We start from the raw sequence: 18,440 nt of genomic DNA on the forward strand, positions 1-18,440 counted from the left end.
GGGGGAACGGATGTCGAGCGGACAGGATGTCACCGGCCGGGCGGAGCGCACCTTCGAGGCGCTGCCGCCCGAGCCCGGCGGGAGCTCCGCACGGACCTGGTGGGGCCGGGCGTGGCTGCAGGCGCTGGAGGACACGGCGCTGGACGGACAGCAGGTGAAAGCCGGACGCAGGCACGCGCGCGCGGGCGCGGTGGGCGCCGTTTCGGTGCGGCCGGGGCGCATCACGGCCGTCGTACGGGACCGCGACGGCACGCCGTACCGTGCCGACGTCGTCGTGCAGGAGTTCGGCACGGCCGACTGGGAGCGCCTGCTGGACCTGGTGGCGGGTCAGGCGGGGTACATAGCCGCGCTGCTCGATCGTGACCTGCCGCCGCACCTGGCCGAGGACGCGCTCGCGGCGGGTGTGGAACTGCTGCCGGGCATCGGGGACCTGGAGCCGGAGTGCACGTGCGGGGGCTGGGACCACTGCGCACACACGGCGGCGCTGTGCCACCGGATGGCACGGCTGCTCGACCAGGACCCGTTCGTCCTGCTGCTGATGCGCGGCCGCGGGGAGCGCGAGCTGCTGGAGGAGCTGCAGGCACGCAACGCCGCACGCGGATCCGGTGGCGCTCCGGGAGAGGGCGCCGAAGCCGAAAGGCCCTCCGGGGTGTCCGCAGCAGAGGCGTTCGCCACGGCGTCCTTCGTAGCCCCGCTGCCGGATCCGCCGCCCATGGTGGAGAGCCCGGGCCGCCCTCCGGTGCTCGGCGGCGACGTGGCGCCCGCGCCCGGGCTGGATCCCTCGGCGCTGGAGTTCCTGGTCGCGGCCGCCGCGGCCCGGGCCCGGCAGCTGCTGGCCGAGGCGCTGACCACCGGTCACGAGGACACTCCCGCGGCCGGGGAGCTCACGCTGTGGGAGGACGCCGTGCGCCTCGCGGCGGCCGGCGCGGACGACCACGTCGCCGCGCGGCTCGCGGCGGGCTGCCACCGGGAGCGTGCCGAGCTCGCGCGAGCGGTACGCGCCTGGGAGCACGGCGGCCGGGCCTCCCTCTCGGTACTGGAGGAGGAATGGACCCCGCAGGGCGAGGGGCTCGCACGCGCCCGGGCCCAGCTTGCCGCTGCTTGGGGTGAGGAAGAGGCTCCGCAGCTGCGGGCCGTGCGCAACCGGTGGACCGCGGTCGGCACCCCCGCACAGCTGCGCTACGGGAGGGACGGCCGCTGGTGGCCCTACCGCAAGGAGGGCGGCCGCTGGTGGCCCGCGGGGCCGTGTGACCACGATCCGGCGGCCGCGTTCGCCGCACTCCTCTCCGATAACCAACGATTCGAAGACGGCGAGGGATAAAAAGGGACCTTTCATAACCACCCCAAGGGTTTTGCCTATCAGTGACCGAATAGGGTGATCTACAGTTCAATCACCTTCTCGTCACCGAAAGGCCCTTTGGGATGGCTTTCGCCCTGCTCCGCCGGTTCACGCGCCCCTCCCGCCAGGAGACCGCGCCGATTCCGCTCGGGGCGGGGGCTCTCGAATGCGTCGTCGTGGAGCCGATGCAGTCACCGATGCACAGAGCCGAGGTCTCCGTGCGGGACGCGGGCGGCCGGGACATCGTGCGCGGGCAGACCGACCCGCACGGCCGCTTCGCGACCACCGTCGCCCCCGGCGAGTACAGCGTCGCGGTGACGGCCGACGGCTTCCTGCCCATCGTGCGCTCCGTCACCTGCACCGAGCAGACCCGTGCGTCGCTCGGCACGCTCGCGATGGAGCCCGCCCCGGCGCCGGCCATGCCCGCGCCGGGCGCGTGGCGCATCGACCCGGACCACACGGCGGTGCGCTTCATCGCCCGGCACATCGGCCTCGCCGAGGTGCACGGCCGCTTCAACCGCTTCGAAGGCACCCTCTGGATCGCGGAGGACCTCCGGCACTCCCGCATCGACGTCGTGATCGACACGGCCAGCATCGACACCGGCGTCGCGCAGCGCGACGAGCACCTGCGCTCGCCGGAGTTCCTGGACGTCGCCAACTACCCGTACATGCAGTTCACCAGCGAGCGCTTCGTCCACCGCGGCGGCTCCCGGTGGACGGTGCAGGGCGTGCTGAACCTGCACGGCGTCAGCCGGAACATCGCTCTCGACACCCGCTACCTCGGGATCGGCACCGGCATCATGGGCGAGACCCGCACGGCCTGCTCGGCCTCCACCGAGCTGCACCGCGAGGACTTCACCCTGGACTGGCGCTCCATGCTCCGGCGGGGCATCGCCATGATCGGCGCAACCATCAGGATCGAACTGGACATCCAGGCCGTTCCCCAGCAGCAGCCGGCCGGCTGACGCCCCGCAGACGTGTCCCGCGGGGCGGCCCGCGCCGCTCCGTACGCCCGGCCGTCAGCCCCGCCCGCCGTCGCCGGCGAACGGGATCAGCTCCGAAGGAAAGCCGCTCGGCAAGCTCGTCGGCAACGACGTGGGCAGGCCGCTGGGCAGACCGGACGGCAGTCCGCTCGGCCACTGCGACGGGAATCCGCTCGGGAAGGTGAGCGAAGGCGACGACGTCGCCGCGCCCGGACCGCCCGGCTCGCTCCCGTCGCCCGGCTTGCCCGTCTCCCCGCCCCTGCCTCCGACGAACAGGACGGCGCCCAGGGCGAGCCCGGCCACCGCCACCAGCACGGCGACGAGCAGGACGGCGCGCCGTCCGCCGCCGCCCCGGCGAGGCGGCGGAGGCGGCGGCGCGCCCCACGGCGGCTGGGCGGGCCCGAAGCCGCCCGGAGGCGGACCCGCGGGCGGCCCGTACGGCGGTCCAGGTGGAGTGGCCATGCGGCCAGCCTCCCGCTGGAGGCGGGCTCACCGGCGGGCGGTGACGGAACCGCCACACGTTCCACCCGGGACCAGGACATTCCGCCCGACGCCCAGCTCTGTGCTCCGCCATCGCTGTTCAACCGGCCGCGCGCAAGAACGCCTCCAGCCCCGCCAGGTCGTCGGTGTTGAGCAGGTCCGCACCGGCGGAGAGCAGCTCCCGCCACACGGCCTCGCGGGCCGGGCCCGGCCGGTCGGGCGTGGCCCAGAACCGCACGCGCCGCCCCTCGGTGTGCGCGGCGGACACGATCCGCCGCAGCCGCGCCCGCTCCGACGCGGGCATCGGGCCGACGCCCTGCCAGCCGAAGGTGGCACTCCAGTTGTCGCTCACCAAAGGCATGAACGATGCGGGGGCACCGCCACCGAGGTCCGCGAGCCGCCCGTCGTAGAACGCGTGCCGCAGCCGCTCCTGCGCCATCGGCCCCCGCGCGCCGCGGTCGCCCGAGACGACCGCGGTGACGGCGCCGCGACGGATCCGGCCGTCAGCGCAGGAGGTGAACAGCGTGCCGTAGCGGCGCAGGCGTCGCGAGAGCTCCCGGTACGTCGCCGCGCCGTCGGTCTTGATGTCGACGAGCAGCTGCAGCGAGAGGTCGTGGCCCGGGTAGACGCGGCCGTGGCCGGCTCTGACCCGGCGCTCCAGCGGGTCGAGGTAGAGGGCTTCGAGGGTGCGGGCCGGGTCGAGGCCCGAGGCGTCGTGTGCGACGAGGAGCCGTCCCCCGACGAGCCGGACGTCCGCCTCGACGCTGCCGAAACCGTGGGAGAGCGCATCGGCGAGGGGGTGGGTGTGCTCGTAGTCGTTGTGGGCGTGCGCGCGGCGCAGGGGCGGCATGCCCGGCGCGCCGGACTCGTCGCGCGCCGCGGGCTGCGCCCCGGCGGAGGCCCGGGTGGTGAAGGACCCCGTGAGCGCGCCGCCGAGGGCGGCTCCGAGGCCGACGACGGCTGCGCGGCGCGTACGAAGGCTCATGGCGGCTCTCCCCGTTCTCCGGGCAGTCCCGGGTCGGTGTGGGTGCCAGTGTGCGGCCGCGGTCCGTCCGCACGTGCCGGCACCCGTGAGTATCCGGGCCCGGCGGGCCTCTGGGGAGGGATGTGCCGAGAGTTGCCCGCGTCGACGTCGGCGTGTTCCCTGTCGTTCTTTCGGGGCATGGTGAACTGTTCTGCACCGTGCCAGAGTTGACGGGACCTCTGGGGTGACTGTGAAGAGACGCAGAAGACGCATGCGCTCGGTGCTGACGGTTCTGGTGGCGTGGACTTCGCTGATCGGCGGTGGCGGCACCGCCTTGGCGGACGCGAGCGACCCGCCCGCCCTGCAGTACCGGTCCCTGGACCCGATCGCGCCGGGTGTGGAGTACCGGGAGTTCTCCCTGCCGGCCTCCCACGGCCCGGCGTACGGGCACGTGCTGAGGGTCGATCTGAGCCGGCCGGGTATCTCGCTCGACCTGCTGCACCCGGGCTCCGTGGCCGCGAGGTCGGCGGTCTCCCGGATGGCGGGTGCCCGTGGCGCGGTGGCCGGGGTGAACGGCGACTTCTTCAACATCACGGAGACCCAGCACCCGGGGGTCGAGGCGACGGGCGCACCGGTCGGGCCGTCCGTCGCGGGCGGCCGCAGCCTCGGCGCGGCCGTGCCGAACGGGCAGCGCTTCGGGCCGGCGATGCCCCCGGGCGCGACCACCCGGGACGTCATCGGCCTCGGCAGCGACGACAGGGGCCGACTGGACCGGCTCACGCTGGAGGGGACGGTGACGGCCGAGGGCAGGACGCTGCCGCTGCGCGGCCTCAACCAGTACGCCCTTCCGGTCGGCGGCATCGGTGCGTACACCCCCTCCTGGGGCTCGGCCTCACGGCTGCGCGCCACCTGCGGTACGGACGCCAACAGGGCCGCGCCCTGCACGGACGAGACCCACGAACTGACCGTCCGCCACGGCAAGGTGACGGCCGCGGCGCACAAGCCCGGCGGGGGTCCGATCGCCTCCGGCACGCTGGTGCTCGTCGGGCGGGACGCGGGGGCCCGGGAGCTGCGCAGGTTCAAGGTCGGTGACGCCGTGCGCGTCGAGGACCGGCTGAAGGCGGCGCACCGTGGCGCGCTGCGCTTCGCCGTCGGAGGTTTCCCCGTGCTGCGCGACGGCCGGCCGCTCTCCGGGCTGGACGGTGCGACCTCCGCCGTGCGGACCGCAGCGGGCCTGGGCGACGAGGGGCGTCTGTTCTACCTGCTGGCGCTGGACGGCGCCGCCGACTACCGGACGGGTCTCACGGTCGCGGAGCTCGCCGACCTGATGCGCGACCTGGGCGCGGACGACGCCGTCAACCTGGACGGCGGCGGCTCGAGCACGCTGGTCACGCGCGATCCGGACAGCGGCCGGACGGCGGTGCGCAATCATCCGTCGGGCGGGGCGGAGCGGCCGGTGGCGAACGGCATCGGCGTTTTCCTCCGAACGTAACATCATCGATCAATCCACCCTTTTGAGTGACTGCGCCCACCGATATCCCACTGATAACTTCGGGGGCGGCCAGGGGAATTCTTCGGCAGGTCCGCAGCGGCCTGTTTCCATAACGGATGGGTGGGCATTCGCATATGACGACGTCAGTGGAGACCGGTAACGACGGCAATAACGGTGCCGTCCGGCTGAGCCTGGGCACCGAGGCCGCACGGAATCTGGCGACCACGACAAAGTCCGTTCCACAGATGCAGGGAATCACCTCGCGGTGGCTCCTGCGGATGCTGTCCTGGGTGCAGGTCCCGGGCGGTACGTACCGGGTCAACCGGCGCCTGACGCACACCCTCGGCGACGGCAGGGTGGAGTTCGTCTCCACCGGTGCCGACGTCCGGGTCATCCCGGCGGAGCTCGGCGAGCTCCCGCTGCTGCGCGGCTTCGACGACCCGGAGGTCCTCGAAGCGCTCGCCGGCCGCTTCACCCAGCGGGAGTTCCGGCCGGGCGACGTCGTCGTGGAGGCCGGCCAGCCGGCGGACCAGGTGGTCCTCATCGCCCACGGCAAGCTCAACAAGATCCGCGAGGGCGCGTACGGCGACCCGGCCGTCCTCGGCGTCCTGGCCGACGGCGGCTACTTCGGCGACCGCGCCCTGGCCGCGGCGTCGGAGAGCAACTGGGACTTCACCGTCAAGGCCGTCACCGCCTGCACCGTGCTGACCATGCCCCGCCAGGCGTTCCAGGAAATCCTGGAAGGGGCGGCAGGGCTGCGGTCCCACGTGGAGGCGTTCCGCAGCTCCACCTCCCGCCCGCAGAACGAGCACGGCGAGTCCGCGATCGACGTGGCCTCCGGCCACTCGGGCGAGCCGGCGCTGCCCGGCGTCTTCGCCGACTACGAGCTCTCCCCCCGCGAGTACGAGCTGAGCGTCGCCCAGACCGTGCTGCGCGTCCACACGCGCGTCGCCGACCTCTACAACGAGCCCATGAACCAGGTGGAGCAGCAGCTGCGCCTGACCATCGAGGCCCTGCGCGAGCGCCAGGAGCACGAGATGGTCAACAACCGCCGGTTCGGCCTGCTGCACAACGCCGACCTCAAGCAGCGCATCCACACCCGCAGCGGCCCGCCCACCCCGGACGACCTCGACGAGCTGCTCGCGACGGTCTGGAAGGACCCGAGCTTCCTGCTGGCCCACCCGCGCACGATCGCGGCCATCGCGCGGGAGTTCAACCGCCGCGGGGTCTATCCGGACAACGCCGCGGTCGGCGGCCACTCCGTGCCCGCCTGGCGTGGAATTCCCATCTTCCCGTGCAACAAGATCCCGATTTCCGAGAACGGCACCAGTTCCGTGCTCCTCATGCGCACCGGAGAGGAATCCCGGGGCGTCGTCGGGCTACACCGGACGGGAATTCCCGATGAATACAAGCCGAGCCTCTCGGTGCGCTTCATGGGCATCAGCGAGCAGGCCATCATGTCCTATCTGGTGAGCGTCTACTACTCCACCGCCGTGCTGGTGCCGGACGCCCTCGGAATTCTGGAGAACGTCGAGATCGGCCACTGACCCCGGCCTCTCGTCCCGGCCGCCGGTCCCTGGCCGCCGGTCCCCGGCCGCAGCAGCCGGGGACCGCTCGCAGCACGTCCCGCACCGCGAATCCGCGCCCCGTACCGCATACAGATGGGTGATCACCAGCTATGACCACGTCAGTGGAGTCCGGCCAGGTCGCATCGGCCACGGAGGCACAGCTCAGCCTCGGCACCACAGCGGCACGCCAGCTCGCCACGACGACCAAGTCCGTACCGCAGATGCAGGGGATCTCCTCCCGCTGGCTCCTGCGCGTGCTGCCCTGGGTGCAGGTGTCCGCCGGCACCTACCGGGTGAACAGGCGACTCACGTACACCGTGGGGGACGGCCGGGTCGAGTTCATCTCCACGGGTTCGGAGGTCCGGGTCATCCCGCCGGAGCTCGGGGAGCTCCCGCTGCTGCGGGACTTCGGCGACAACGACACGCTGGAGGCGCTGGCGGACGGCTTCGTCCAGCGCGAGTACGCCGCGGGTGACACCCTCGTCGAAGCCGGTACCCCGGCCGACCACATCTTCCTCGTCGCCCACGGCAAGCTCAACAAGACGGGCACCGGCAAGTACGGCGACGAGACCGTGCTCGGCGTGCTGGCCGACGGGGACTACTTCGGCGAGCAGGTCCCCCTGGAGCCGGACGGCACCTGGGGGTTCACCGTCCGGGCCGTCACGCGCTGTACGGTCCTGGCCCTCCCTCTGCAGGCCTTCCAGCAGCTGGCCGAGCGGTCGGAGGCGCTGCGCGAGCACGTCGCGGCGTACGCGTCCCGCCCGGCGCGGCCGCAGAACAAGCGCGGTGAGGCCGACATCGCCATCACCTCGGGCCACGCCGGCGAGCCCGCCATCACCGGCACCTTCGTCGACTACGAGCTCTCCCCCCGCGAGTATGAGCTGAGCGTCGCCCAGACCGTGCTCCGGGTGCACACGCGCGTCGCCGACCTCTACAACGAGCCCATGAGCCAGCTGGAGCAGCAGCTGCGCCTGACGGTCGAGGCGCTGCGCGAGCGCCAGGAGCACGAGATCGTCAACAACCGCGAGTTCGGCCTGCTGCACAACGCCGACATCAGCCAGCGCATCCACACCCGCAGCGGCCCGCCCACCCCGGACGACCTCGACGAGCTGCTCGCGCGCCGCCGCAAGACCCAGTTCATCCTCGCCCACCCGCGCGCCATCGCCGCCTTCGGCCGCGAGTGCACCAGCCGTGGCCTGTACCCGCAGTCCCTCGACGTCCTGGGCTCCTCGGTGCGCTCCTGGCGCGGAGTGCCGCTGCTGCCCTGCAACAAGATCCCGGTGAGCGAGTCGGGGACGAGCTCGATCATCGCCATGCGGACCGGCGAGGACAACCAGGGTGTCGTGGGCCTGCACCAGACCGGCATCCCGGACGAGTTCCAGCCGAGCCTCAACGTCCGGTTCATGGGCATCAACGAGCAGGCGATCTCCTCGTACTTGGTGAGCGCGTACTTCTCGGCGGCGATCCTGGTGCCCGACGCCCTCGGTGTCCTGGAGGACGTCGAGATCGGGCGTTAAGCGCGCAGCACGGCGGCATCCCGGGCCGGGTCCCCCTGACAGCGGGGGCCCGGCCCGGGCGTCGTCGGGGCCGCATCAGGGCCGCGGGCCGCGTCACGGAGCCGCAGCCCGTGTCAGGGCCGTACGCCGCTGACGATGCGTGTGGTGGTGGACAGCCCGTCGGAGATCGTCGGCGCGACGCTCGTACTCGCGAGGAGGAACCCGAGCAGGACGCAGACCAGGGCGTTCGACATGCGCAGCGAGCCGCTGCGCATGAACACGACCACCAGGACGAGCAACAACAGGACCACGGAGATCGAAATGGCCATGGCGAACCTCCTCGGCGGAGCGGTTGTGCGTCAGTCTGGCCCACTGAGCGCCCCGGCCCGGGCCACCGGGTGTACTCCATTCAGGTACGAGCGTCGCCATCCGGGTCGGTGCTCTCGGCAGGCAAGCCGTCCGCGGGGTGCCTAGGCTGGCGGAATGAGCCGCACAGCCGCCGACAGCAGGCCTTCCGCGGAGCGGCCCGCACCGGTTCAGCAGGGCCGGGAGAGCGGGGAGCGCGAGTCCGCGTGGCGGCGGCTGCTGCACCGGGTGCCGAACGGATTCGCGATCTTCTTCGGTGCCCTCGGACTGTTCTGTGCGATCACTTCGCTGATCATGCCGCTGCGGCGCGCGGTGCTGCCGCTGACGGAGGCGCTGGACACGCTGACCGTCCCCACCGCGCCGAACCTGGCCTACGCGGTCTTCCTGCTGCTCCTCGCGACGGCGATGGCCGCCCGCAAGCGGGTCACCCTCTGGTTCGTCCTCGGCTACCTGGCCCTGCTGCTGGTCGCGGACGTCCTGCTGCTGGTGGTGGGCTACTGGGACACCATTCCCTCCCTGGTGCTGTGCGTGGCCGCGATGACGCTGCTGGTCCTGGCCCGCCGGGAGTTCTACGCGGCGTCGCGGCGGGGCGCGTTCCTGCGGGCCCTGCTCGTCCTGGCGGCGGGGCTCGCGGTGGCCATCCTGGTGGGCTGGGGCCTGGTGTCCCTGTTCCCGGGGTCGCTGGAGGCCGGCAGCGGTAACCGGCTGCTGTTCGTCGCCAACAAGGTGTGCGGCGGGCTGGTGAGCGGCCGGCACTTCACCGGTCACCCGCCGCACTGGCTGTACTTCCTGCTCGGGCTGCTGGGCGCGCTGGCGCTGCTGAACGCCGCCATGACGCTCTTCCGCTCGCAGCGCCTGGAGGCGGCGCTGCACGACGACGAGGAGCCCCGTATCCGCGCCCTCCTGGCCCGCTACGGCGGCGGGGACTCCCTGGGCTACTTCGCGACACGCCGCGACAAGGCCGTGGTCTTCTCCCCCAGCGGCAAGGCGGCGGTCACCTACCGGGTCGAGGCGGGTGTCAGCCTGGCCTCCGGCGACCCGCTGGGCGATCCGGAGGCCTGGACCCCGGCGATCGACGCGTGGCTGGAGGTCGCGGGCCGCTACGGCTGGCAGCCGGCCGTGATGGGGGCCAGCGAGGTGGGTGCGAAGGCGTACGCGCGCTCGGGGCTGGGAGCGCTGCAGCTCGGTGACGAAGCGATCCTGCAGGTCGCCTCGTTCGACCTGGACGGGCGTGAGATGCGGGTGACGCGGCAGGCCGTCCACCGCGTGGAGCGCACCGGTGCGACGGTCCGCGTGCGGCGGCACTCGGCGCTGACCGACGAGGAGATGGGCGAGGTCATCCACCGGGCGGACGCCTGGCGGGACACCGAGACCGAGCGCGGCTTCTCGATGGCGCTGGGGCGGCTCGGCGATCCGGCCGACGGCGACTGCCTGCTGGTGGAGGCGTTCGACAGCGAGGGGACGATGATCGCCCTGCTGTCGTTCGTGCCGTGGGGGCGGGACGGGGTCTCGCTGGACGTGATGCGCCGTGACCGGGCCGCGCCCAATGGCGTCATGGAGTTCATGGTCACCCAGTTGTGCGCGCAGGCCGGGCGGTTCGGCGTCAAGCGCATCTCGCTGAACTTCGCGGTGTTCCGCTCCGCGTTCGAGGAGGGCGCGCGGATCGGGGCGGGGCCGGTGCTGCGGCTGTGGCGCAAGCTGTTGCTGTTCTTCTCCAGGTGGTGGCAGCTGGAGGCCCTCTACCGCTCGAACGTGAAGTACAACCCGGAGTGGCACCCGCGCTTCCTGTGTTACGCGGACGCGGGTGCCCTCGCACGGATCGGTCTGGCCGCCGGCATCGCCGAGGGGTTCGTCTCCGTCCCCAGCCTGGGCCAGCTGTGGAACCGCGGGCGGGCCAGGGGCATCACGAGCCCGGTGTCGACCGCGGGGCTGCCGCCGCTCTCCGAGCTCGGCCTGGAGGCCGGGGCCGAGGAGGCGGGGCGCGACGGGCTCGCGGGCCTGCCGGAGCAGGTGCGGGTGCGGCGGCGGAAGCTGGAGCTGCTGCGGGCGGCGGGCGTCGAGCCGTATCCGGCCGACGCCCGCCGCACGCACACCCTCGCCGCGATCCGCGCCGCCCACGCGGGGCTCGGGCCGTCCTCCCGCACGGGCGAGCGGGCGACGGTGACCGGCCGTGTGCTGCTGGTCCGCAACCACGGCGGCGTCGCGTTCGCCGTGCTCCGCGACTGGTCGGGCGACCTGCAGCTGACCTTCACCCGGGAGGACTGCGGCGGGGAGGGGCTGCGGCGCTTCGCCACGCACGTCGACCTCGGCGACCACATCGAGGCGGAGGGCGAGATCGGCACCACCGACCGCGGTGAGCTCACCGTCTTCGTCAGCAGCGCCCGGATGACCGCGAAGTGCCTGCGGCCCCTGCCCGACAAGCGGCACGGCCTGAGCGACCCCGAGGCGCGGGTGCGCATGCGCTACGTGGACCTGGCCGTCTCCCCGGAGGCGCGGCAGACGGTGCGGGCGCGCAGCGCGGCCGTGCAGGCGCTGCGCCAGGGGCTCCTCGACCGCGGGTTCCTGGAGGTGGAGACGCCCATGCTCCAGCAGATCCACGGCGGCGCCAACGCCCGGCCGTTCACCACGCACATCAACGCCTACGACCTCGACCTGTACCTGCGGATCGCGCCGGAGCTCTACCTCAAGCGGCTGTGCGTGGGCGGCATGGAGAAGGTCTTCGAAATGGGCCGCACGTTTCGCAACGAGGGGGTCTCGTACAAACACAATCCCGAATTCACAATGCTGGAGGCGTACCAGGCGTTCGCGGACTACGACGTGATGCTCGACCTGACGCGCGAGCTGATCCAGGCCGCGGCCGTCGCCGCGCACGGGTCGGCGGTGGCGCTGCGGGCGGACGCCGGGGGCAAGGTGACCGAGCACGACATCTCCGGGCCGTGGCCGGTGAAGACCGTCTACGGCGCGGTCTCCGAGGTGCTCGGCGAGGAGGTCGGCGCGGACACGCCGGTGGGGGTGCTGCGCGGGCACTGCGACGCGGCCGGGGTGCCGCACCGGCCGGAGGACGGGCGCGGGGACATCGTGCTGGAGATGTACGAGCGGCTGGTCGAGGAGCGTACGGAGCTGCCCGTCTTCTACAAGGACTTTCCCACCGACGTCTCGCCGCTCACGCGTCCGCACCGCGACGATCCGCGGGTCGCCGAGCGCTGGGACCTGGTGGCCTTCGGCACGGAGCTGGGGACGGCGTACTCGGAGCTGATCGACCCCATCGAGCAGCGGCGGCGGCTGACCGCGCAGTCGCTGCTGGCGGCGGGCGGCGACCCGGAGGCGATGGAGCTGGACGAGGACTTCCTGCGGGCTCTGGAGTACGCGATGCCGCCGACGGGCGGGCTGGGGATCGGCGTGGACCGGCTGGTGATGTTCCTGACGGGGCTGTCGATCCGGGAGACGCTGCCGTTCCCGCTGGTGCGGAGGCGATGAGGAAGGCTTCCCCAGGGAATTACGGCGGCTGCCCGCATTCCCACCTCAAAGAATTCCTTTGAGGGGTAGATAGAATCTTTTATTTGCCTTATAGATCTGCCGTTGTTAGCTTGCGAATATGACCTCGGCACAGCGCACCCGAACCCCGTGGACACCGATGGCGGCGACCGCGCTGCTGTGGGGCTCCGCCTTCACGGCCATCCAGGTGGCGCTGCCGGACTACTCCCCGGCCTCCGTCGCGCTCCTGCGCATGGCCATCACCGTCGCCGTGCTCCTGCCGTGCCTGTTCCTCGGGCGCATCGGCCGGCTGCACCGCGGCGACGCGCTGCGCATGGCGGCCTTCGGCCTGACCGGCATGACGGCCTACCAGGTGCTGCTGTGCGCCGGCGAGCAGAGCGTGGACGCGGGCACCGCGGCCATGCTGATCGCGGCGTCGCCGGTCTTCACCACCGTCCTCGGCATGGCCTTCCTGGGCGACCGGCCCGGCACGCGGGGCCTGGCCGGCCTCGCGGTGGCGCTCACCGGCGCCCTCACCGTCGCCGTCACCTCCGGCGGCGGAAGCGGCTCGCTGATGGGCTCGCTCATGGTGCTCGCCGCCGCCGCGACCCAGGCGACGTCCTTCGCGCTGCAGAAGCCGCTGCTCAAGCGGTACTCGGGCGCGGAATGCGTCTTCTACGGCAGCCTGTTCGGCATGGTGCCGCTGCTGCCGCTCGCCCCCGACGCCGTGGGGCAGATCGCTGCGGCCGATGGCCACCGGACGCTGGCGGTGCTCTGGCTGGGCCTGGGCTGCACCGCGATGGCCTTCTGGACCTGGTCGCGGACGCTGCGGGCCACGACGGCGTCGACGGCGTCGCTGGTGCTGTACGCGGTGCCGGTCGCCGCGCTCGGCCTCGACGCGGCTTTCCTGGGGAACCTGCCGTCGCTGAACGCGGTCGCGGGCGGGCTGCTGGTGCTCGCCGGTGTCGCGGTGGCCACGGTGCGGAGGGCACCGAAGGCGCCGGAGCGGGCCGAGCCCGCCGTCGAGCGCGAGCTGGTCGGCAGCAAGCGCTAGGTGCCGGGCCCGAGCCGGCCGGCGGCCGGCGGCGCATTCCGCGAGGACGCGAGTTCGTCCCAGTGCACCGTCTCGTCGCACCAGCGGTTCAGCAGCACCCTGTCGTGTCCCACCGCGAGCAGGCCCGCCCCGCTCTCGGCGCGGTAGGCCTCGACCGCCGCCACGAGCGCCGCCGCCGTGGACGCGTCCAGCATCGCCGTCATCTCGTCGCAGATCAGCCAGCGCGGGCGCAGGACGAGCGCCCGGGCCAGGCAGGCCCGTTGCAGCTGGCCGTCGCTGACCTCGTGCGGGCGCCGGCCGAGCAGTTCTCGCGAGAGCCCGACGCGTTCGGCCAGATCCGTCACCGCCGCCGCGGCCTCGTTCCGGCGGCCCGTCGCCCGCAAGGGTTCGGCGATCAGGTCGGCGAGGCGCATGCGCGGATCCGCGGAGAGGCGGGGCTGCTGGAAGACCACGCCGAAGGCCGTGCGCTGCGCGCGCGGGGCGCGGTGGCGCCAGCCGCGGACGGGGTCGCCGTCGATGACGACCGTCCCGGCGTCCGGCCGGTGCAGCAGGGCGGCCACCCGGGCCAGGGTGGACTTGCCGCAGCCGCTGGGGCCGAGCAGGCCGACGGACCGGCCGGCCCCGACCGTCAGCGTGACGTCGCGGACGACGGGCGCGCGCCGGTCGTAGCCCGCGGTGATACGGCTCAGTTCGAGCACGCGGTCGCCTCCTCCGGGTGATGGCAGGCCACGCCGTCCACCGGCGCGGGGAGCGTCCCGCACCGTGCGGTCGCCCGTGCGCAGCGGGGGGCGAAGGCGCAGCCGCCGGGCAGGTCGCCGAGTTCGGGGGGCATGCCCGGGATGGGGGTGAAGGCCCGTTCGGGCAGGGCGTCGAGCAGGGCGCGGGCGTAGGGGTGGCGGGGGCCGGGCTCGCCGAAGAAGGCCGGGGCGTCGGCGATCTCCACGATGCGGCCCGCGTACATGACGGCGACGCGGTCGGCGATGCGCCGTGCGGCGGCGAGGTCATGGGTGATCATCAGCAGGGCGCGGCCGGCGTCGGCGTGCCGCCGCAGTTCGTCCACCGTACGGTCGACGAGGTCGCGGTCGAGGCCGGTCGTCGGCTCGTCGGCGAGCAGGAGCGGGGCGTCGCCGACGAGGGCGAGCGCGGTGGCGGCGCGCTGCGCGAGGCCGCCGGAGAGCTGGTGGGGGTACCGGTCCAGGTGCGTGGCGGGGAAGGCGGCCCGCTCGGCCGCGGCTTCGGCCGCTGCCCGCAGACCGGCCTTGCGCAGGCCCGTCAGCTCGCGGACGGTCTCCTCCAGCTGGGAGCGCACCGTGCGGACGGGAGTGAGGTGCGCGGAGGGGCTCTGCGGGACGAGGCCGATGCGGCGGCCGCGTACGGTGCGGGCGAGGGTGCGCTCGTCGGCGGCCAGGAGGTCGAGGTCGCCCAGGAGGGCGCGGCCGGTGGCCTCGGCGTTGCGGGGCAGCAGACCGAGCAGGGCCGAGGCCAGGACGGACTTGCCGCAGCCGCTCTCGCCGATGAGGGCGAGGCACTCGCCGGGGTTCAGCTCGAAGGACGCGTCGGTGACGGCGGCGACGTGCCGTCCCGCGCGCATCCGGAAGCGTACGGAGAGGTCGTCCACGGACAGCACGGGACTCACAGACTCAGCTCCGATCGGCGGCGCGGGTTGAGGCGTTCCCGCCACGCGGCCGCCAGGCCCGCCACGGCCAGGGTGGGGACGATGATGAACAGCCCCGGGAAGAGCGTCGGCCACCAGTCGCCGGCGAGGAGGGAGCCGCGCGCGCTCTGGACCATGTTGCCGAGGCTCGCCTGGTGCGTCGGCAGGCCCAGGCCGAGGAACGACAGCGCGGACTCGTGCCAGATGGCGTGCGGGATCATCAGCACCGCCGCGAGCCCCGCCTGCGGCAGCACGGCGGGCAGCAGGTGCCGGACGGTGACCCGCCACCGCGACGCGCCGCCGGACACCGCCGCGTCGACGTACGGGCGCGAGCGCAGGGACAGCACCTCGGCACGGACGATCCGCGCCGTCGACAGCCAGTGCGTGACGACGACGGAGGCGACCACCGGCCAGACGCCGGGGCGGAACATCGTGACGACGAAGATGCCGAGCAGCAGGTGGGGCACGGACGAGAAGAGGTCGACCAGCCGCATCAGCATGCGGTCCGTCCAGCCGCCGAGCGCGCCCGCGACCGCGCCGACCGCCGTACCGATGACGGTCGCGGCGAGGGCGGCGGCGACACCGACGAAGAGCGAGACGCGCAGCCCGTACACGCTGCGCAGGAGCAGGTCGCGGCCCACCTCGTCGGTGCCGAAGGGGTGGGCCCACGTGGGCGGCCGCAGCTTGGCCGCGAGGTCGACGGCCTGCTGGTCCAGGGGCACGGCGAGCGGCACGACCAGGACGGTGAGGACGACGGCCGCGGTCACGGCGGCGGAGACGCGTATGCCCGTGCGGCCGGGCGGGGAGGTCCGCTCTCCCGCCCCCGTCGGCTTACCCATCGAAGCCCACCCTCGGGTCGGCCAGCCCGTACAGCAGGTCGGAGAGCAGGTTGCCCACCAGGACGGCGGCGGTGGCGAGGACGGTCAGGGCGGCCAGCAGCGGGAAGTCGACCTTGGTGGCGGCCTCGACGGTCGCGGAGGCGATGCCCGGCCAGCTGAAGACGGTCTCCACCAGCAGGGCGCCCGTGATGAGCTCGGGGACGCGGGAGCCGACGAGGGTGAGGACGGGCAGCAGCCCCGAGCGCAGGGCGTGGCCGAGGAGGACGGTCCGCTCGCGCAGACCGCGGGCGCGGGCGCCGCGCACGGGGTCCTCTTCCAGCGCGTCGCCGACGCCCTGGCGCACGTAGAGCACGAACCAGGGCAGCTGGGAGACGGCGAGCACCGCCGCGGGCAGGACGACGTGGGAGGCGATCTGGCCGGGCGTGGCCACGTCACTGCCGGTGTCGGTGAGTCCGCCGGCGGGCAGGGCGCCGAGCTTGAGGGAGAAGAACCAGACGGCGAGGAGGCCGAGCCAGAAGGGCGGGGCGGCTTCGAGCGCGTACGCCAGGGACGTCACGGCCCGGTCGAGCAGGCCGCCCCGGCGGCGCGCCGCGAGGACGCCGAGCACGGTGCCGGCGGTCACGGCCAGGGCGAAGGCGATGCCGCACAGCAGCACGGACCAGCCGATGCGTTCGCCGATGACCTGGGCGACCGGCTGGCGCAGGGCCTGGGAGGTGCCGAGGTCGCCGGTGAGGGCGGAGGTCAGCCAGTCCCACCAGCGGGCGGTGAAGGGCCGGTCGGCGCCGAGGTTGTCGCGCAGCTGGTCGAGGACGTCCTGGCGGGCGCCGAGGCCGGCGCTGCCGGCGTAGGCCTTGGCGGGGTCGAAGGGCGAGGCCGCGGCGATCGCGAAGACCCCGAAGGTGACGGCGGCGAGCACGGGGACGGCGGCCAGCAGCCGCCGTCCGGCCATGCGCGCCATGGGCCCCCACGGGAGCCCGGCGGTACCGCGGGTCACTTCTTCGGCTGCCAGTCCTCGACGTTCCACCAGGGGCCGGCGCCGAGGCCGTGGTCGTGCGGCTCGACCTGGGTGGAGAGGTCCTTCCAGCGGTCGGTCATCACGTAGAGGTGGTCGACGTGGGTGAGGAAGGTGTAGCCGGGGTTGTCGGCGAGGCCGCGCTGGACCTTGTCGTAGGCGGCCTTGCGGGCGGCCTTGTCGCCACTGCGCCGGCCCTCTTCGAGGGCCTTGTCGACGTCGGCGTTGTCGTAGGCGGCCATGTTGTTGAAGCCGTCGAGGGCGAGGGAGGAGTGCAGCAGGTTGTAGAGGTCGAAGTCGGGGTCGGCGGGGTTGCCGCCGCCGGCGAGGACCGCGTCCTGCTTCATCCGCGGCTCGATGACCTCCCAGGTGCCGCTCTGCACCTTGACCTCGATGCCGGCCTTCTTGGCGTCGGAGGCGAAGGCGAGGGCGTGCTCCTCGCGGAGCTTGTCCCCGGCGGGGAACCAGAGGGTGAAGGAGGCGCGCTGCCCGTCCTTCTCGCGGATGCCGTCACCGCCCGCCTTCCAGCCGCCGTCGTCCAGGAGCCGCTTCGCCTTGTCCGGGTCGTGCGGGCGCTCGGTGCCCTTGGCGAACCAGTCGCTGTCGGTGGGGACGGGGCCGTAGCCCGCCCGGCCGGCGCCTTCGAGGAGCTTGTCGACCATGGCCTTGCGGTCGACGGCGAGGTCGAGGGCGCGGCGCACGGCGAGGTCGCCGGTGACCTTGTTCGCGGTGGGGAGGGTGACGCCGCGGAAGTCGGTGGTCTTCGCGGTGATGGTCAGCATGTCCTTGCCGCCGGCCTTGCCGTCCTTGAAGCCCCTGGCCAGGTTGGGCGGCAGGATGGCGCCGTCGAGGTCGCCGGAGCGCAGCCGCGTGGCGCGCACGTCGTCGTCCTTGATGATCGCCATGGTGAGCTTCTTGACCTCGGGCTCGCCGCCCCAGTAGCCCGGGTTGGCCTTGAAGGTCAGCTTCTCGCCCTTGCTCCAGCCGGTGAGGACGTACGGGCCGGTGCCGATGGGGGCGGTGTTGAAGGAGCCGGTGTTGACGTCCTGGCCCTTGGCCGCGTGCTCGGGGACGATCGGCAGGACCGTGCGCTCGGCGAACGGCGCGTAAGCGTACTTCAGCGCGAAGACGACGGTGTCGTCGGACTCGGCCGTGACCTTGTCGACGGCGTCGAGCTCGCCCTTGGCGGCGTTGTTGGTCTTCTCGTCGAGGATGGTCCGGTAGGTGAAGACGACGTCCTTGGCCGAAAACGGCTTGCCGTCGCTGAACTTCACGCCGTGCCGGAGCTTGAACGTGTACGTGCGCCCGTCGTCGCTGACCTTCGGCAGGGCGTCGGCGAGGGCGGGACGCAAGTTCATCCCCGCGTCGCGGCGGAGCAGCCCGTCGAAGATCTTGGAGTTGCCGTCCTTGCCGTAGCCGAGGAGGGGGCTGAGCGTCTCCGGCTCGTTGGCGAGCCCGACGACCAGGGAGTCCTTGGGCCCCTCGGCGCCACCGCCGCTGCCGCCCGGCGTCGAACACGCCGCCGCGCCTGCCGCGAGAACGCCTGCCATGGCCGTGGCGGCCACTCCCCGTACGGACCGGGCCGTCATGCCCACACCCCTGCTCAAGATCTGTTGCTATTGCGAACTTCTCGCAATTAAACATGACGCAAAGGAAGGGGTGGGGGCGGTGGCGCCGAGGGGCCCAAGGACTCCCTGGTCGTCGGGCTCGCCAACGAGC

The 18,440-nt window shown here is 73.1% G+C and carries 15 protein-coding genes; 7 read left to right on the plus strand and 8 right to left on the minus strand.

The genetic code is table 11. From position 1 onward, the window contains the following. Positions 1-10 precede the first annotated feature (10 nt). A complete protein-coding gene (locus tag ACSNOG_RS04855) occupies positions 11-1,321 on the plus strand; it encodes an SWF or SNF family helicase (protein ID WP_436751258.1) in 1,311 nt (436 codons plus the stop codon). 101 nt (positions 1,322-1,422) lie between these two features. Continuing rightward, positions 1,423-2,304: a YceI family protein gene (locus ACSNOG_RS04860; RefSeq protein WP_436751259.1), complete on the plus strand. Its 882-nt coding sequence runs from the start codon at positions 1,423-1,425 to the stop codon at positions 2,302-2,304. Positions 2,305-2,358: 54 nt separating this feature from the next. On the opposite strand, the gene ACSNOG_RS04865 is transcribed toward ACSNOG_RS04860, so the two are convergent. Together ACSNOG_RS04865 and ACSNOG_RS04870 are read right to left on the minus strand one after the other, a co-directional pair. Then, on the minus strand, positions 2,359-2,784 hold the full coding sequence (locus tag ACSNOG_RS04865; RefSeq protein WP_436751260.1) for a hypothetical protein: 426 nt from the start codon (positions 2,782-2,784) through the stop codon (positions 2,359-2,361). Between the two features lie 118 nt (positions 2,785-2,902). After that, the gene (locus tag ACSNOG_RS04870; protein WP_436751261.1) at positions 2,903-3,787 is read right to left on the minus strand and encodes a phosphatidylinositol-specific phospholipase C/glycerophosphodiester phosphodiesterase family protein; all 885 of its coding nucleotides are present in this window, start codon (positions 3,785-3,787) and stop codon (positions 2,903-2,905) included. A 250-nt stretch (positions 3,788-4,037) separates the two neighbouring features. Here ACSNOG_RS04870 and ACSNOG_RS04875 point away from each other — a divergent pair, with 250 nt between their 5' ends. The 3 genes from ACSNOG_RS04875 (at position 4,038) to ACSNOG_RS04885 (ending at position 8,343) form a co-directional block, all read left to right on the plus strand. After that, on the plus strand, positions 4,038-5,258 hold the full coding sequence (locus ACSNOG_RS04875; RefSeq protein WP_436751262.1) for a phosphodiester glycosidase family protein: 1,221 nt from the start codon (positions 4,038-4,040) through the stop codon (positions 5,256-5,258). A 134-nt stretch (positions 5,259-5,392) separates the two neighbouring features. Beyond that, the gene (locus tag ACSNOG_RS04880) at positions 5,393-6,805 is read left to right on the plus strand and encodes a family 2B encapsulin nanocompartment shell protein (protein ID WP_436751263.1); all 1,413 of its coding nucleotides are present in this window, start codon (positions 5,393-5,395) and stop codon (positions 6,803-6,805) included. A 131-nt stretch (positions 6,806-6,936) separates the two neighbouring features. Beyond that, entirely contained in the window at positions 6,937-8,343 is a 1,407-nt protein-coding gene (locus tag ACSNOG_RS04885; protein WP_436751264.1) for a family 2B encapsulin nanocompartment shell protein, read from the plus strand. A 113-nt stretch (positions 8,344-8,456) separates the two neighbouring features. On the opposite strand, the gene ACSNOG_RS04890 is transcribed toward ACSNOG_RS04885, so the two are convergent. Beyond that, entirely contained in the window at positions 8,457-8,651 is a 195-nt protein-coding gene (locus tag ACSNOG_RS04890; protein WP_436751265.1) for a hypothetical protein, read from the minus strand. A gap of 154 nt (positions 8,652-8,805) precedes the next feature. Between ACSNOG_RS04890 and lysX the strand changes: the two genes are divergently transcribed. Both lysX and ACSNOG_RS04900 read left to right on the plus strand, forming a co-directional pair. After that, on the plus strand, positions 8,806-12,165 hold the full coding sequence (gene lysX, locus ACSNOG_RS04895; protein WP_436751266.1) for a bifunctional lysylphosphatidylglycerol synthetase/lysine--tRNA ligase LysX: 3,360 nt from the start codon (positions 8,806-8,808) through the stop codon (positions 12,163-12,165). 118 nt (positions 12,166-12,283) lie between these two features. Continuing rightward, positions 12,284-13,216 carry a DMT family transporter gene (locus ACSNOG_RS04900; protein WP_436751267.1) on the plus strand — a complete coding sequence of 311 codons (933 nt, stop codon included), beginning with the start codon at positions 12,284-12,286 and terminating at the stop codon, positions 13,214-13,216. Here ACSNOG_RS04900 and ACSNOG_RS04905 read toward each other — a convergent pair. Genes ACSNOG_RS04905 through ACSNOG_RS04925 form a run of 5 tightly spaced genes read right to left on the minus strand, consistent with a single transcriptional unit; the run spans position 13,213 to position 18,310 of the window. Then, entirely contained in the window at positions 13,213-13,914 is a 702-nt protein-coding gene (locus ACSNOG_RS04905; protein WP_436751268.1) for an ABC transporter ATP-binding protein, read from the minus strand. The genes ACSNOG_RS04900 and ACSNOG_RS04905 overlap by 4 nt on opposite strands. After that, positions 13,902-14,807: an ABC transporter ATP-binding protein gene (locus ACSNOG_RS04910; protein WP_436751272.1), complete on the minus strand. Its 906-nt coding sequence runs from the start codon at positions 14,805-14,807 to the stop codon at positions 13,902-13,904. The genes ACSNOG_RS04905 and ACSNOG_RS04910 overlap by 13 nt, the downstream gene beginning before the upstream one ends. A 41-nt stretch (positions 14,808-14,848) precedes the next feature. Next, positions 14,849-15,709: an ABC transporter permease gene (locus ACSNOG_RS04915; protein WP_436751269.1), complete on the minus strand. Its 861-nt coding sequence runs from the start codon at positions 15,707-15,709 to the stop codon at positions 14,849-14,851. Further along, entirely contained in the window at positions 15,702-16,667 is a 966-nt protein-coding gene (locus ACSNOG_RS04920; protein WP_436751270.1) for an ABC transporter permease, read from the minus strand. The genes ACSNOG_RS04915 and ACSNOG_RS04920 overlap by 8 nt, the downstream gene beginning before the upstream one ends. A 32-nt stretch (positions 16,668-16,699) precedes the next feature. Further along, positions 16,700-18,310 carry an ABC transporter substrate-binding protein gene (locus ACSNOG_RS04925; RefSeq protein WP_436751273.1) on the minus strand — a complete coding sequence of 537 codons (1,611 nt, stop codon included), beginning with the start codon at positions 18,308-18,310 and terminating at the stop codon, positions 16,700-16,702. Positions 18,311-18,440: the final 130 nt, after the last annotated feature.

Origin of the sequence: Streptomyces sp. URMC 124, from assembly GCF_051386455.1 — a bacterium.
In the GTDB taxonomy this organism is placed as follows: domain Bacteria; phylum Actinomycetota; class Actinomycetes; order Streptomycetales; family Streptomycetaceae; genus Streptomyces.